The organism is Demequina phytophila, assembly GCF_000971135.1.
GTDB classification, from domain to species: Bacteria; Actinomycetota; Actinomycetes; order Actinomycetales; family Demequinaceae; genus Demequina; species Demequina phytophila.
Window position 1 is genome coordinate 1 of record NZ_BBLW01000009.1, and the last position, 15,055, is coordinate 15,055.

General features: G+C 71.6%; 12 protein-coding genes. All 12 read left to right on the forward strand.

Translation table 11 applies throughout. The features are described 5' to 3' along the window. A partial coding sequence (gene infB / locus AOM01_RS12880) for a translation initiation factor IF-2 (protein WP_062294268.1) occupies window positions 1-1,997 on the forward strand: 1,997 nt, incomplete at its 5' end. Further along, window positions 1,997-2,428, forward strand: a complete 432-nt coding sequence (rbfA, locus tag AOM01_RS12885; protein WP_062294270.1) for a 30S ribosome-binding factor RbfA — start codon at window positions 1,997-1,999, stop codon at window positions 2,426-2,428. The genes infB and rbfA, both read left to right, overlap by 1 nt. Next, complete coding sequence (gene truB / locus AOM01_RS12890) at window positions 2,429-3,370, forward strand: tRNA pseudouridine(55) synthase TruB (protein WP_062294272.1); 942 nt, start codon at window positions 2,429-2,431, stop codon at window positions 3,368-3,370. It begins immediately after the preceding gene. 5 nt (window positions 3,371-3,375) lie between these two features. Then, on the forward strand, window positions 3,376-4,350 hold the full coding sequence (locus tag AOM01_RS12895; protein WP_062294274.1) for a bifunctional riboflavin kinase/FAD synthetase: 975 nt from the start codon (window positions 3,376-3,378) through the stop codon (window positions 4,348-4,350). Window positions 4,351-4,478: 128 nt separating this feature from the next. After that, window positions 4,479-4,748: a 30S ribosomal protein S15 gene (rpsO, locus tag AOM01_RS12900; RefSeq protein ID WP_062294277.1), complete on the forward strand. Its 270-nt coding sequence runs from the start codon at window positions 4,479-4,481 to the stop codon at window positions 4,746-4,748. 342 nt (window positions 4,749-5,090) lie between these two features. Beyond that, a complete protein-coding gene (locus AOM01_RS12905) occupies window positions 5,091-7,310 on the forward strand; it encodes a polyribonucleotide nucleotidyltransferase (RefSeq protein WP_062294279.1) in 2,220 nt (739 codons plus the stop codon). 240 nt (window positions 7,311-7,550) lie between these two features. Continuing rightward, a complete protein-coding gene (locus tag AOM01_RS12910; RefSeq protein ID WP_062294281.1) occupies window positions 7,551-8,870 on the forward strand; it encodes a M16 family metallopeptidase in 1,320 nt (439 codons plus the stop codon). A 129-nt stretch (window positions 8,871-8,999) separates the two neighbouring features. Next, entirely contained in the window at window positions 9,000-10,268 is a 1,269-nt protein-coding gene (locus tag AOM01_RS12915) for an efflux RND transporter periplasmic adaptor subunit (protein WP_082110253.1), read from the forward strand. After that, window positions 10,268-10,963 carry an ABC transporter ATP-binding protein gene (locus AOM01_RS12920; RefSeq protein ID WP_062294285.1) on the forward strand — a complete coding sequence of 232 codons (696 nt, stop codon included), beginning with the start codon at window positions 10,268-10,270 and terminating at the stop codon, window positions 10,961-10,963. Before AOM01_RS12915 ends, AOM01_RS12920 begins: the two co-directional genes overlap by 1 nt. After that, the gene (locus tag AOM01_RS12925) at window positions 10,960-12,192 is read left to right on the forward strand and encodes an ABC transporter permease (RefSeq protein WP_228374308.1); all 1,233 of its coding nucleotides are present in this window, start codon (window positions 10,960-10,962) and stop codon (window positions 12,190-12,192) included. Before AOM01_RS12920 ends, AOM01_RS12925 begins: the two co-directional genes overlap by 4 nt. A 2-nt stretch (window positions 12,193-12,194) precedes the next feature. Then, window positions 12,195-13,142 carry a hypothetical protein gene (locus AOM01_RS12930; protein WP_169746565.1) on the forward strand — a complete coding sequence of 316 codons (948 nt, stop codon included), beginning with the start codon at window positions 12,195-12,197 and terminating at the stop codon, window positions 13,140-13,142. Then, the gene (locus AOM01_RS12935) at window positions 13,139-15,055 is read left to right on the forward strand and encodes a permuted SH3 domain-containing protein (protein WP_062294289.1); all 1,917 of its coding nucleotides are present in this window, start codon (window positions 13,139-13,141) and stop codon (window positions 15,053-15,055) included. The genes AOM01_RS12930 and AOM01_RS12935 overlap by 4 nt, the downstream gene beginning before the upstream one ends.

Below are 15,055 nucleotides of genomic sequence, written 5' to 3' on the forward strand. Positions count from 1 at the left end.
GTCCCGGCGGCTTCGGCGGCCCCGGCGGCCGTCCCGCCCCCGGCGGCCGTGGCCGCGGCGGCGGCACCGCCGGCGCGTTCGGCCGTGCGGGCGGCAAGCCCGTCCGCGGTCGCAAGTCCAAGCGCGCGAAGCGGGCCGAGTACGAGCAGCAGCAGGCGCCGGCGATCGGCGGCGTGCAGATCCCTCGCGGTGACGGCTCGACGCTCATCCGTCTGCGCCGCGGTGCGACCCTCACCGACTTCGCCGAGAAGATCGATGTCAACCCCGCGTCGCTGGTGACCGTCCTGTTCCACCTGGGCGAGATGGCCACCGCGACGCAGTCGCTCGACGAGGACACCTTCGAGGCCCTCGGCGGCGAGCTCGGCTACGTCATCCAGATCGTGTCCCCCGAGGAGGAGGACCGCGAGCTGCTCGAGGACTTCAACATCGACATCGAGGCCGAGCTGGCCGCGGAGACCGATGAGGAGCTCGAGGCCCGCCCGCCGGTCGTCACCGTCATGGGTCACGTCGACCACGGAAAGACCCGCCTGCTCGACGCGATCCGCAACGCCGACGTCATCTCCGGCGAGGCCGGCGGCATCACCCAGCACATCGGTGCCTACCAGGTCCACACGACCCACGAGGGCAACGACCGCGCCATCACGTTCATCGACACCCCGGGTCACGAGGCGTTCACCGCCATGCGTGCCCGTGGTGCCCAGGTCACCGACATCGCGATCCTCGTGGTCGCGGCGGACGACGGCGTGATGCCGCAGACCATCGAGGCGCTCAACCACGCCCAGGCGGCCAACGTGCCGATCGTCGTGGCGGTGAACAAGGTGGACAAGGAGGGTGCGAACCCGGCCAAGATCCGTCAGCAGCTCACCGAGTACAACCTGGTGGCGGAGGAGTACGGCGGCGACACCATGTTCGTCGACGTGTCCGCGCTCAAGGGTCAGGGCATCGACAGCCTCCTCGAGGCCGTCCTGCTCACCGCCGACGCGGGCCTCGACCTGCGCGCCAACCCGAACAAGGACGCCCGCGGCGTGGCCGTCGAGGCTCACCTCGACAAGGGCCGTGGTGCCGTGGCGACCGTCCTGGTCAACTCGGGAACGCTCAAGGTCGGCGACGCGATCGTCGCGGGCACGGCCTACGGCCGCGTCCGTGCGATGTTCGACGAGCACGACAACCCGGTCCAGGAGGCGCTCCCGGCGCGTCCGGTCATGGTCATCGGCCTGACCTCGGTGCCCGGCGCCGGCGACACCTTCCTGGTGGCCGACGACGACCGCACCGCGCGTCAGATCGCGGAGAAGCGTGCGGCCGCCGAGCGTGCCGCCCAGCTCGCGAAGCGTCGCAAGCGCATCTCTCTCGAGGACTTCAACAAGGCCCTCGAGGAGGGCAAGGTCGAGACCCTCAACCTCATCATCAAGGGTGACGTCTCCGGTGCCGTCGAGGCGCTCGAGGACGCGCTGCTCCAGATCGACGTGGGCGACGAGGTCGACCTGCGCATCATCCACCGCGGTGTCGGTGCGGTGACGCAGAACGACGTCAACCTCGCGACGGTCGACAACGCCATCATCATCGGCTTCAACGTGCGTCCGGCCGAGCGCGTCCAGGACCTCGCGGATCGCGAGGGCGTGGACATGCGCTTCTACTCGGTCATCTACCGCGCGCTCGAGGACGTCGAGGCGGCGCTCAAGGGCATGCTCAAGCCCGAGTTCGAGGAGCGTCAGGTCGGTGGCGCGGAGATCATGGAGATCTTCCGCTCCTCCAAGTTCGGCAACATCGCCGGTTCGCTGGTGCGTACCGGTGTGATCCGCCGCAACGCGAAGGCCAAGGTGGTGCGCAACGGCGTCGTCATCGGCGAGCCGACCATCGAGACGCTGCGCCGCTTCAAGGACGACGCCACCGAGGTGCGCGACGGCTACGAGTGCGGTATCGGCCTCGGCAAGTTCAACGACATCCAGGTCGGTGACATCATCGAGACCTTCGAGATGGTCGAGATCCCGAGGGACTGATGGCTGACAAGGCACGGGCTCTGAAGCTCGCGGGCACGATCAAGAAGATCGTCGCCCGCGCGCTCCAGACCGAGATCAAGGATCCGCGGCTGACGTTCGTCACCGTGACCGACGTCCGTGTGACCGGAGACCTCCAGCAGGCCTCCGTGTTCTACACGGTGCTCGGCACGGACGAGGAGCGGGAGGACGCGGCGAAGGGCCTGGCGAAGGCCAAGGGCCGGCTGCGGTCGATCGTGGGCTCGCAGCTCGGCATCCGGCTCACCCCCACGCTCGAGTTCCACCTCGACGCGGTCCCCGAGACCGCGGCGAGCCTCGACCGTGCCCTCCACGAGGCGCACGTGCGGGACGAGGAGCTCAAGCGGCTGCGCGAGACCGCGCAGTACGCGGGGGAGTCGGACCCGTACAAGCACCCCGACGAGGACGAGTCCTAGTTGGGACGCAAGGGCGGTCCCGAGCCCGTCCCCGGCCTCGTGGTCGTGGACAAGCCGGCCGGCTGGACCTCGCACGACGTCGTCGCGCGGGTCCGCCGGCTGGCGTCCACCTCCAAGGTGGGCCATGCCGGCACGCTCGACCCCATGGCGACGGGCGTGCTGGTGCTCGGCATCGGCAAGGCGACCAAGCTGCTCACCTACGTCGTGGGGCACGACAAGTCCTACGACGCCACCATCCGGCTCGGCCAGTCGACCGTGACGGACGATGCGGAGGGAGAGGTCACCTCGACCGCGGACGCGTCCGCGGTGGGGGACGAGGCCATCCGTTCCGCCATCGCCCGGCTCACGGGGGACATCCTCCAGCGACCCAGCGCGGTCAGCGCGATCAAGGTCGACGGCAAGCGGGCGTACGCCCGCGTGCGAGGGGGAGAGGACGTCGAGCTGCCCGAGCGTCCGGTGACGGTGTCGCGCTTCGACCTCCTGGAGGTCCGGAGGGACGATGCCGTGGTCGACCTGGACGTCCGGGTGGACGTGTCGTCGGGCACGTACGTGCGCGCGCTCGCGCGCGACCTGGGTGCCGCGCTCGGCGTGGGCGGTCACCTGACCGCGCTGCGCCGCACACGCGTGGGCGGCATCGGCCTCGACCGTGCGAGGACCCTCGAGGACCTGGGCGCCGTGGTCGACGGCGGCGAGCCGCTCCCGCGGGTGCCGCTCGCCGACGCCGCCGCGGCGACCCTGCCCGTGCTCGAGGTGACGGACCGCGACGCGGTCGCGTTGTCCTTCGGGCAGTGGATCGACGCCGCCGTCGACGGCCCCACCGTCGCCATCGCGCCCGGTCCGCGGGCGGTCGCGATCGTCGAGCCCAAGGCGGGCCGCGCGAAGCCGACCATCGTGTTCGAGCCCGCCGCCGCATCGTCCCCCGCCGCTCCTGCGGCAGAATGACCCGCATGCACGTCTGGCGCTCGCTCGCGGAGATCCCCGACCTGGGTCCCGCCGTGGTCACGCTCGGGAACTTCGACGGCGTCCACCGCGGCCACCAGGCCGTGCTGCAGGCGATGGTGGCGGACGCGCGTGAGCGCGGCCACGTCGCCCTCGCGATGACGTTCGACCCGCACCCCAAGGCGGTGCATGACCCGGCCCACCAGCCGGAGCTCATCACGGGCCTCGACGACCGCCTCGAGCGGCTCGCGGCGACCGGCCTCGACGGGGTGCTGGTGGTGCGTTACACGCTCGACTTCGCGCGCCAGACGCCCGAGGAGTTCGTGCTCGACTACCTGGTGCACGGCCTGCACGCCTCGTGCGTGGTCGTGGGCCGCGACACGCGCTTCGGGCGTGGCAACGCGGGCGACGTGGGGACCATGCGCGAGCTCGGGGCGCAGCTGGGCTTCGCGGTGGACATCATCGACGACGCGTGCGCGATCTCGGAGTCCGGCCGACGCTGGTCGTCGACCTGGGTGCGCGAGCTGCTCGACTCCGGGGACCTGCCGGCGGCGACCGAGGTGCTGGGCCGCGAGCACCGGCTGCGCGGCACCGTCATCCACGGCGACGCGCTCGGCCGCGAGATCGGGTTCCCCACCGCGAACCTCGACCACACCGCCGGGATGATCCCGCGCCACGGCGTGTTCGCGGGGTGGCTCACGGTGCTCGACGGGCATGCCAACGCGCGCGCCGGCGCGCTGGTCGGGGAGCGCATGCCCGCGGCCATCAGCCTCGGCATGAACTACACCGTGGGCGGCACCGACCTGCGCATCGAGGCGTACGTCATCGACCGCGACGGGATCGACCTGTACGACGCGGAGGTCGCGCTCGACCTCGTGGAGTGGCGCCGTCCCATGCTCGACTTCGGGTCGCTCGAGGCGCTGGTGACGGCGCTCGGCGAGGACGTCGACTGGTGCCGCACCGTGCTCGCCGTGCGCGCCTGACGCTCCCGGTCGCGCGCACCGCCCCGCGTCCTGTACCATTGACAGTCGCCGTCAGAACGGCCGCGGATCCCAGTGCACCGGAGAACATGCCCGGTTGCGCCGCGCAACGAACCGAAAGAGAGACCCCAGTGGCACTCGACGCAGCAGTGAAGCAGTCCATCATGACCGAGTACGCGACCCACGAGGGCGACACCGGCTCTCCCGAGGTTCAGGTCGCCGTCCTCACGCAGCGCATCAAGGACCTGACCGAGCACCTCAAGGAGCACAAGCACGACCACCACTCGCGTCGTGGCCTGCTCCTCATGGTCGGCCGTCGCCGCAACCTCCTCAACTACCTCGCGAAGACGGACATCAACCGTTACCGCTCGCTCATCGAGCGTCTGGGCCTGCGCCGCTAAGCGCAGCCCCTCCCGGCGTCTGCCCGGCCGCTCCCCTCAGGGGTCGCAGCGGCCGGGCTTTCGCGTACCCGGGGACGATGCGCGGGCCGGGCCCCGCACGAACGTCGCCGCGCGCGCCCGCGGGGCCCCCGCATCGTCCCTCCCTGCTGTTAGGATTGTCGCGGCCCGGTTCGCCGGGCCGACCAACACAACCTGGCAGGCCAGCCGGATGCTGATCCTCGGTGGTGACCCCCAGAACCCCCTCCCGCAAGGGGACCGTTCTGAGCGTTTCGACTGACGATCAGTGACGCGGCGTGAGCCGCATCCGCCTGCCTGCCACGAATAGGCAAGGAGCAACTCCTGATGGAGGGTCCTGAGATCAAGTTTGCCGAGGCCGTCATCGACAACGGCGCCTACGGCACCCGCACGGTCCGCTTCGAGACGGGTCGTCTCGCGCAGCAGGCCGCGGGCACCGTTGCCGCGTACCTCGACAACGACACCATGCTGCTGTCGGCCACCACGGCCGGCAAGAGCCCCCGCGACGGCTTCGACTTCTTCCCGCTGACGGTGGACGTCGAGGAGCGCTCGTACGCCGCGGGCAAGATTCCCGGCTCGTTCTTCCGCCGCGAGGGTCGCCCGTCGACGGACGCGATCCTCACGTGCCGCCTGATCGACCGTCCGCTGCGCCCGACCTTCGTGTCCGGCCTGCGCAACGAGATCCAGGTGGTCGTGACGGTGCTCGCGATCAACCCGGACGACGCCTACGACACCCTCGCGATCAACGCGGCCTCCGCGTCGACGCAGATCGCCGGCCTGCCGTTCTCCGGCCCCATCGGCGGCGTGCGCATCGCGCTCATCGACGGCCAGTGGGTCGCGTTCCCCAAGTACTCGCAGAAGGAGCGCGCCGTCTTCGACATGGTCGTCGCCGGCCGCATCGCGGGTGACGACGTCGCCATCATGATGGTCGAGGCCGAGGCGACCGACGACGCGTTCGAGCTCATCGCCGAGGGCGCCAAGGCCCCCACGGAGGAGGTCGTCGCCGAGGGTCTCGAGGCCGCGAAGCCGTTCATCCGCGCGCTGTGCGAGGCGCAGATCGCCCTCGCCGCGCAGTCCTCGAAGGAGACCCGCGAGTTCCCGCGCTTCCTCGACTACCAGGACGACGTGTTCGCCGCCGTGTCGGCCGCCATCGAGGGCGACCTCGCCGCTGCGCTGCAGATCGCTGACAAGCAGGAGCGCGAGAACCGTCTCGACGAGATCAAGGACGCCGCGCACGCGCAGTTCGACGGCCAGTTCGAGGGTCGCGAGAAGGAGATCTCCGCGGTGGTCCGCGCGGTCACCAAGAAGACCATCCGCCAGCGCATCCTCAAGGACGGCGTCCGCATCGACGGCCGTGGCCTCAAGGACATCCGTCCCCTCTCGGCCGAGGTCGCCGTGGTGCCCCGCGTGCACGGCTCCGCGATCTTCGAGCGTGGCGAGACCCAGATCATGGGCATCACCACGGTCAACATGCTCAAGATGGAGCAGCAGATCGACTCGTTCAACCCCGAGACGCGCAAGCGCTACATGCACCACTACAACTTCCCGCCGTTCTCGACGGGTGAGACCGGTCGTGTGGGCAGCCCCAAGCGTCGCGAGATCGGCCACGGCGCGCTCGCCGAGCGCGCCCTGGTGCCCGTGCTCCCGTCGCGCGAGGACTTCCCGTACGCGATCCGTCAGGTGTCCGAGGCGCTCGGCTCGAACGGCTCGACCTCGATGGGCTCCGTGTGCGCCTCGACGCTCGCGCTGCTCAACGCCGGCGTGCCGCTGAAGGCCCCCGTCGCGGGCATCGCGATGGGCCTCGTGTCCGACACGGTCGACGGCGAGACCCGCTACGCGGCGCTCACCGACATCCTGGGCGCCGAGGACGCGTTCGGCGACATGGACTTCAAGGTCGCCGGCACCTCCGAGTTCGTCACCGCGATCCAGCTCGACACCAAGCTCGACGGCATCCCCGCCTCGGTGCTCGGCGGCGCGCTGTCGCAGGCCAAGGACGCGCGTCTGCACATCCTCGGCGTGATGGCCCAGGCCATCTCCGAGCCCGACGAGATGAGCCCGCACGCGCCCCGAGTGATCGCGGTGCGCATCCCCGTCGACAAGATCGGCGAGGTCATCGGCCCCAAGGGCAAGATGATCAACCAGATCCAGGACGACACGGGCGCGGACATCTCGATCGAGGACGACGGCACCGTGTACATCGGCGCCACCGACGGCCCGTCGGCGGAGGCCGCGCGCGCCGCGATCAACGCGATCGCGAACCCGCACGTCCCCGAGGTCGGCGAGCGCTTCGTCGGCACCGTGGTGAAGACCGTCGCGTTCGGCGCCTTCATCTCGCTCAGCCCGGGCAAGGACGGCCTGCTGCACATCTCGCAGATCCGCAAGCTCGTGGGCGGCAAGCGTGTCGAGAACGTCGAGGACGTGCTCGGCGTGGGTCAGAAGATCCAGGTGGAGATCACCGAGGTCGACCCGCGCGGCAAGCTGTCGCTCGGCGTGGTCGAGGAGGCCGGCGCGGAGTCCGCGGAGGCCGAGGAGACCGTCGAGGCGTAAGCGCCTCAGGTTCTGACGCTCGAAGGGCGGTCCGGTGCGCCGGGCCGCCCTTCGGCGTTCCTGGGCGCGTTCCCGCGCGGCACGTTGCAGGACCACGCGGCGTTCCGTCCTGCATACGGGTCGCCGCGACCCGCATGCAGGACTGTTGCACCGGTGAACCTGCATGCAGGAGTCGACCGTGCCGGGCGCGGCCCACGGACCCGGACACCGCGCGCGGCGAGCGGGACTAGGCTCGCCCTCATGCCTCACACCCTTCCCCTCGTGCACGCGGGAGCGCTCGGCTCCGACCTCGCCATCGAGCAGGACCACGGCGCCGTCATCCGCCGCAGCATCCTGCCGGGCGGCGTCCGCGTGCTCACCGAGCAGATCCCCGGCATGCGCAGCGCGACGCTCGGCGCGTGGATCGGGGTGGGCTCGCGCGACGAGGCCCCCGAGCACGCCGGCTCGACGCACTTCCTCGAGCACCTGCTGTTCAAGGGCACGCAGCGCCGCACCGCGCTCGACATCGCGGAGGAGTTCGACCGCGTCGGCGGCGAGTCCAACGCGCTCACCGGCAAGGAGTACACCTGCTACTACGCGCGGGTGATCGACACCGACCTGCCGATGGCGATCGACGTGGTGCTCGACATGGTGACCTCGGCTCGCCTCGACCAGGCCGACTTCGACATGGAGCGCGGGGTCATCCTCGAGGAGCTCGCCATGAACGAGGACGACCCGGGCGACGTCATCCACGAGCGCTTCACCGAGGCGGTGCTGGGCGGCCACGTGCTCGGCCGGCCCATCGGCGGCACGCCGGAGATCATCGAGGCCGTCACGCGCGACGCCGTGTGGGCCCACTACACGCAGCACTACTCGCCGGCAGGGCTGATCGTCACCGCCGCCGGGGGAGTGGATCACGACGCCGTGTGCGCGTGGGTGCACGATGCGCTGGTCGCCGGCGGCTGGGACCTCGCGGGCGACGCGGTGCCCGTGGGGCGGCGCGACCGGTTCGCGCCGGTCGAGGCGACCCTCACGCCCGAGGTGCGGATCCGCAGGAGCGAGCTCGAGCAGGCGCACGTGCTGATCGGCACGCGCGGCTTCTCCGCGACCGACGACCGCCGCAGCGTCCTCGCGGTCTACAACGCGATCCTCGGCGGCGGGATGAGCTCCCGCCTGTTCCAGGAGATCCGCGAGAAGCGCGGCCTCACCTACTCGGTGTACTCGTTCGGCGCCCCCAGCACCGAGACCGGGGTCTTCGGCATCTACGGCGCGTGCACGCCCGCGAAGGTCGACGAGGTCGAGCGCCTCATGGCCTATGAGCTCGAGCGCATGGCCGAGGGCGTGACGGAGTCCGAGCTCGAGCGCGCGAAGGGCCAGATCGCCGGCGGCATGGTCCTGCGCCTCGAGGACTCGTACTCCCGCATGTCCCGCCTGGGCAAGGCCGAGCTGGTGTACGGCGACCTGTGGTCCATCGCGGAGATGCTCGGCGACGTGCGGGCCGTGACGGCGGACCAGGTGCGCACCCTGGCGGCGGACCTGGCGGGCCGCGACCGCGTGTCGGTGCGGGTCGGGCCCGCGTAACCGGCGCATCGTCCCTGGTCAGCGCCCGCATGGCGGGTGCTTATGCTGGCCTTACACAGTTGCCAGGCATCTCCCAGGTTCCGTCCATACGGTCTCACCGACAGTCGGTGATGATCGAACGGATGGACGATGCCCCACAACCCTTCCCGATGGACGCGCGTACGGACGTGGGGGGTCCCCGCGGGGGCCGTCCTCGCGGGAGTCGGGCTCGGCGCGGGCGCGATGGCGCTGTGGGGACCCGAGGACGACCCGCAGGGCCGTGACGCCCTCGCGGCGGACGGCGGCGGCACGCAGACCGTCACGGTCGGGCTGCAGACGCTCGAGGAGTCCGTCTCCGCCACGGGCACCCTCGCGGCCGTCGCCTCCGACTCGCTCGCCTTCGAGGCCTCCGGCACCGTCACGAAGGTGAAGGTCGAGGAGGGCGACGTGGTCGAGAAGGGCGACGTGATCGCCACCATCGACACGTTGCAGCTGACGTCGTCGCTGCGGTCCGCGCAGGCGGAGCTCGCGCAGGCCAAGGCCACGGTCGCGAACCTCGAGGACGCCGACGACGGCTCGGACTCGAGCGCCGCGCAGATCTCGGCCGCGACGGCGCAGGTCGCGGTGCTCCGGGAATCGGTGGCGGACGCGAGGGACGCGATGAGCGACGCCACGCTGACGGCCGACATGGCCGGCCTCGTCACCTCCCAGCCGTACGAGGTGGGGGACGTCGTCTCGGGCGGCTCCTCGTCCTCGTCGTCGTCCTCCGGGTCCACCACGCAGCCGGGCGCCGCCACGGCCGCGTCGACCGCCTCGACGGACTCCGGAGTCACCATCGTGGGCCAGGACGAGTGGACGGTCTCCGTGAGCCTGTCCGAGGACGAGGTCGCCGAGATCGCCGAGGGCAACCAGGTCACCTTCACGTCGGATGACGTCGACGGCGAGTTCTTCGGGCTCGTCACCGACATCGCGAACCTCCCCACCACCACGGGCGGCAGCGCGACCTACGCCGTGGAGCTGCAGGTCACCGGCGACGTCGACGGCCTGTACGAGGGCACGTCCGTCACCGCGGAGATCGTCTACCTGCGCGAGGTCGACGTCCTCGCGATCCCCACCAACGCGGTCACCACCACCGATGGCGTCTCCACGGTGACGGTGGTGGACGATGCGGGGGAGACCGAGCAGCGTGAGGTCACCCTGGGCGACACGATCGGTACCTACACCGAGGTCACCGATGGACTCGAGGAGGACGAGCAGCTCCAGGTCACGGTGATGGCATCCGGCGGAACCGGGACCGACGACGCGCAGGACGCGTTCGGCGGCCAGTTCCCCGGTGGCGGCGAGTTCCCGACCGACGGGACCTTCCCCGGCGGCGGCCAGATGCCTGCCGGCGGCCAGATGACCGGCGGGCAGGGCTGATGAGCGCTCCCGTCATCGAGCTGACCGGCGCTCGCAAGACCTATCACACCGGGGACATCGAGTTCGAGGCGCTCCGGGGGATCGACTGCAGGATCTTCCCCGGCGAGTACGTGGCGATCGTGGGGCCGTCCGGGTCCGGCAAGTCGACGCTGATGAACATCCTCGGCTGCCTCGACGTGCTCACCTCAGGCAGCTACGTGCTGGCCGGCGAGGACGTGTCGCGGATGGACGAGGTGGCCCTCGCCTCGGCCCGCAACCGCCGCATCGGCTTCGTGTTCCAGCAGTTCCACCTGCTGTCGAGCCTCACCGCGCTCGGAAACGTCGAGCTGCCGCTGATCTACGCGGGCGTCGCGCCGGCGGAGCGTCGTGAGCGCGCCATGGTGGCGCTCCAACGGGTCGGGCTGGGCGACAAGAGCCGCAACCACCCCGGCCAGCTCTCGGGTGGCCAGCAGCAGCGGGTCGCGATCGCGCGGGCGCTCGTGACCGAGCCCGCGATCGTGCTCGCCGACGAGCCCACCGGCAACCTCGACTCGCATTCGACGCGTGACGTGCTCGGCATGCTCGACGAGCTGCACGCCGAGGGCTCGACCATCGTGCTCATCACCCACGAGTCCGACGTCGCCGCGCGCGCCGGGACCGTCTACAACGTCACCGACGGGCAGTTCGTCGGCGCGGGAACGGGGATCGCCAAGTGAGACCCGCCGACCTGCTCGCCAGCTCCTGGAGGGCGATCCGCTCGCACAAGATGCGCTCCGCGCTCACCATGCTCGGCATCGTCGTGGGCATCGCGTCCGTGGTGCTCACCGTCGGTCTCGGCCTCGGCACGCAGAAGGACGTGTCCGAGCAGATCGCCGCGCTCGGCTCGGATCTGCTCATCGTGTCGCCCGGCTCCTCGACCGACGAGAGCGGCATGCGCGGCGGCTTCGGCAGCGGCGAGACCCTGACGCTCACCGACGCGGACGCGCTCGCGTCCGAGATCGCGGTGCCGGACGCCTCGGACGTCGCCGCGGAGAAGACCGCGAGCCTGTCGCTCGAGTACGGCGAGAGCAACTGGACCACCGACGTCACGGGAACCTCGACCAGCTGGACGGAGGTGCGGTCACGCGACCTGCTGTACGGCAGCTTCTTCACCGAGGAGGAGGCGACGGCAGGGGCCTCCGTCATCGTCCTGGGTGCGGAGACGGCGCAGGAGCTCTTCGGCACCACGAGCGTCGTGGGCCAGGACGTCACCATCGACGGCGAGGCGTACGAGATCGTCGGCGTGCTGGCCGAGGCCGGATCCTCCGGCGAGACCTCGCTCGATGACATGGCCGTGGTGCCGATGACCACGATGGTCGAAGGGCTCGACGCGTCGGGCAACAGCGAGTCCGTGGACACCATCTACGTCAAGGCTGCGTCCTCCGACGTGCTCAGCGCCGCCTCGCAGGAGACCACCGGCCTGCTGCTCAACCTTCACGGCCTCGCGTCGGCGGACGACGCGGACTTCACCGTGGAGGTGCAGGACTCGCTGCTCGACGCGGCGACGTCGGTGTACGAGAAGCTCACCGTGCTCCTCACCGGCATCGCCGCGCTCGCCCTCCTGGTCGGCGGCATCGGTGTCATGAACATCATGCTGGTCTCCGTCACCGAGCGCACCAGGGAGATCGGCCTGCGCAAGGCGCTCGGTGCGGCGCCCGCGCACATCCGCAACCAGTTCCTCATCGAGGCGATGATCCTCGGCCTCAGCGGCGGCGCCGTCGGCGTGATCCTCGGCGTCGGGCTCGCGCTCGCGCTGCCCTCGGTGCTCGGCTCGACCATCGTGATCTCGGGCCTCGCGCTCGTCGTGTCGGTGGTGGTGGCGGTGGGGATCGGCGCGGTGTTCGGCGTCTACCCGGCGGCGCGCGCCGCCAGGCTCGCCCCCATCGACGCGCTGCGCGACCAGTGAACGTGACGACCACAGAACAGGACACCCACATGAACAAGACCCCGATGACCCTCATGATGACCACCCTCGGCGTCGCGCTCCTCGCGGGATGCTCCGCCGGCGAGGCGGCGACCGTGGACGCCTCGGCGCCCGCCGCATCGTCCGACGCGGTGCTCGGCAGCGTCGGCGGCGACGGCGGGCAGGGCCGGGAGCCCTCCGGCGTCACCGGCGAGATCGCGTACGTCGCGGACGGCGTCGCCCAGGTGCAGGACGGCTCCACCCAGACCGCCGTGAGCTTCGGCGACGACACGGCGTTCACCGCGCAGGTCGAGCTGGCGCTCGCGGACATCGCGGTCGGTGCGTGCGTCACCGCGACGCTCGGCGACGACGACGCCGCCACGGCGATCTCGGTCACCGAGGCCGATGAGGACGGTTCGTGCTCGGTCGGCTTCGGCGGCGGCGGGATGCCCGACGGCGACCGACCGGACGGCGACATGCCGACGGACATGCCCACCGCGATGCCCGACGGTGGGGACGTGCCCGCCGACGCGCCGACGGCGATGCCGGAGCTCGGCGACGGCGCGGACGGATCGGGCGGCATGCCGCAGGGCGGGTTCGACATGTCCGACCGCGTGGTCGGCACGGTCACCGCGATCGACGGCGACGTGCTGACCGTCGAGACCTTCTCGGGCGAGGAGTCCACCGTGACCGCAGCCGCGGACGTGACGGTCACCGGCACCGAGGACGCCGACGCGGACGCGGTCGAGGCGGGCCTGTGCATGACGGCGACGGGCGAGGCCGACTCGTCCGGCGGCTATGCGGCGACCTCGGTGTACGTGTTCGACGGCGGCGACGAGGGGTGCGTGTCCGAGATGAGCTTCGGCGGCGGTCGCGGCGGCATGCCCGGCGGTGAGATGCCGGGCGGCGACCAGACCGGCACCTCGGAGCCGGCGCTCGAGAGCGCGTCGTGACCCGCGCGGGCCTGCCGGCGGTGCGCCGGCGTTGGCTGATCGCCGCCGCGCCCGTGGCGGTCGGTGCGGTGGCCGCGACGATGGTGCTGACCGGCGCCTCGTCGGCGTCCGCCACGTACCGCACCGCGGCGGCGCAGACGGGCGACGTCACCCAGACCCTCACGGCGACGGGGGCCATCGCGTCCGCGAGCCGCGACGACCTGGCGTTCCAGGTCGACGGCACGGTCGCGAAGGTCAAGGTGGGCGTCGGGGACACGGTCGAGGCGGGCGACGTGCTCGCGCGCCTCGACGCGGCCGACCTCGAGGACGCCGTCACCGAGGCCGAGCAGGCGCTCGCGGACGCGAAGGAGGCGCTCGCCGACGACCTGGAGGCGCAGAGCGAGGGCACGTCGAGCTCCTCGGGCACAACGACGGCGAGCTCGGCGGCGTACTCGACCGAGGATGCGTCGGGAGGCGGGACCACCGTGGCACTGGCCGTGTACGTCCCGGGCGACACCGGCATCGTCGCCACGGCCGCCGGCGCGGGCTCGAGCGCGGTCGACGAGGCGCGTGCCGCGTTGGTCGAAGCCCAGGACGCGCTGCTCGACCAGTACGACGTCGCCCAGGCGCTGCTCGCGGCGGCGCAGCAGTCCTCGGCTGACGCGCAGGAGATCTGCGCCGCGTTCACGGACACCGATGCGTCCGATGCCGATGCGGGCGACCCCGGCGACGGCACGGGCACCACCGCCGCCGACTCGCTGGCGGCATGCCAGGAGGCGACCGATGCCGCGCTCGACGCGTCCCAAGCCTCGATCGAGGCCCAGGCGACGCTCATGGACCTCGCGGCGGCCGTCGACGACGCCGTCGCCGCGCTCCAGGACGCGCTCGCGGCGGAGTCGGGCTCGACCGCGACGCCCGACGGCTCCGACACGGGCTCCGGCTCGACGGGATCCCTGCCCGACGGCTCCGATGCCGGTGCGACCGGCGGCGCCGCCGGCGACCAGCCGTCGCAGGGCGACACCTCGGTGGGCGGCGGCGCGTCGCTGCCCGGCACGTCGGACGACGCCACCGGCACCGGCACCACGGGATCCGACACCGGCTCCGCCACCGGGACGACGGGCGGCATGAGCGGCTCCTCGACGGCTGCTTCGGTGCCGAGCGCCGCGGACATCCTCGCGGACAAGGCCGAGATCACGGCGGCCCGCGCGGCGCTGAGGGTGGCGCAGCAGCAGGTCGAGCATGCCACGCTCACCGCAGCCGTCGGCGGCACGGTGGTCGCCGTCGGCATGGCGGCCGGCGGGTCCGTGACCGCGGGCGACACGAGCACGGGGATCACGGTGGTGGCAGACAACGCCTATCTGGTGGAGCTCTCGGTCGGGCTCACCGAGGCGCAGCTGCTCGAGGTCGGTCAAGAGGCCGAGCTCACGCTCACCAGCAGCGGCGAGGTCGTGGACGGTGCGGTCTCGAGCGTCAGCACCGTCAACTCGGGCAACGACTTCGCGCAGGCATATGCGGTCACCATCGCGGTGCCGGACCCCGGGTTCTCCATCCGGATCGGCGCCGCCACCCGCATGACCATCACCGTGGCCGGCGCGACCGGGGTGCTCGTGGTGCCGACCTCCGCCGTCGCGAACGCCGCGGGCGACGCGACGGTGCTGGTGGTCGGGGACGACGGGACCGCCTCCGAGGTCGCGGTGGAGACCGGCGCCGTGGGCGCGGTCTACACCGAGGTGACGTCCGGCCTCGCGGCCGGCGACGAGGTGGTCCTCGCCGACCTGACCGCTGGTGTGACCTCCGGCGACGAGGAGGCGAGCGAGTCCACCGGGTTGCTCGGCGGTCTCGACAGCGGCTCCGACGACTCGACGGACCAGCAGATGCAGTTCCCCGGCGGCGGTGCCGGCGGGGGAATGGCGCCGCCCGGGTTCCAGGGCTAG

What these genes read in the sequence shown, in the direction of transcription:
- AOM01_RS12905 (WP_062294279.1), top strand. Translation starts at nt 5,091, where the DNA reads ATGGAGGGTCCTGAGATCAAGTTTGCCGAGGCCGTCATCGACAACGGC.
- AOM01_RS12915 (WP_082110253.1), top strand. Translation starts at nt 9,000, where the DNA reads ATGCCCCACAACCCTTCCCGATGGACGCGCGTACGGACGTGGGGGGTC.
- rbfA (WP_062294270.1), top strand. Translation starts at nt 1,997, where the DNA reads ATGGCTGACAAGGCACGGGCTCTGAAGCTCGCGGGCACGATCAAGAAG.
- AOM01_RS12910 (WP_062294281.1), top strand. Translation starts at nt 7,551, where the DNA reads ATGCCTCACACCCTTCCCCTCGTGCACGCGGGAGCGCTCGGCTCCGAC.
- AOM01_RS12920 (WP_062294285.1), top strand. Translation starts at nt 10,268, where the DNA reads ATGAGCGCTCCCGTCATCGAGCTGACCGGCGCTCGCAAGACCTATCAC.
- AOM01_RS12895 (WP_062294274.1), top strand. Translation starts at nt 3,376, where the DNA reads ATGCACGTCTGGCGCTCGCTCGCGGAGATCCCCGACCTGGGTCCCGCC.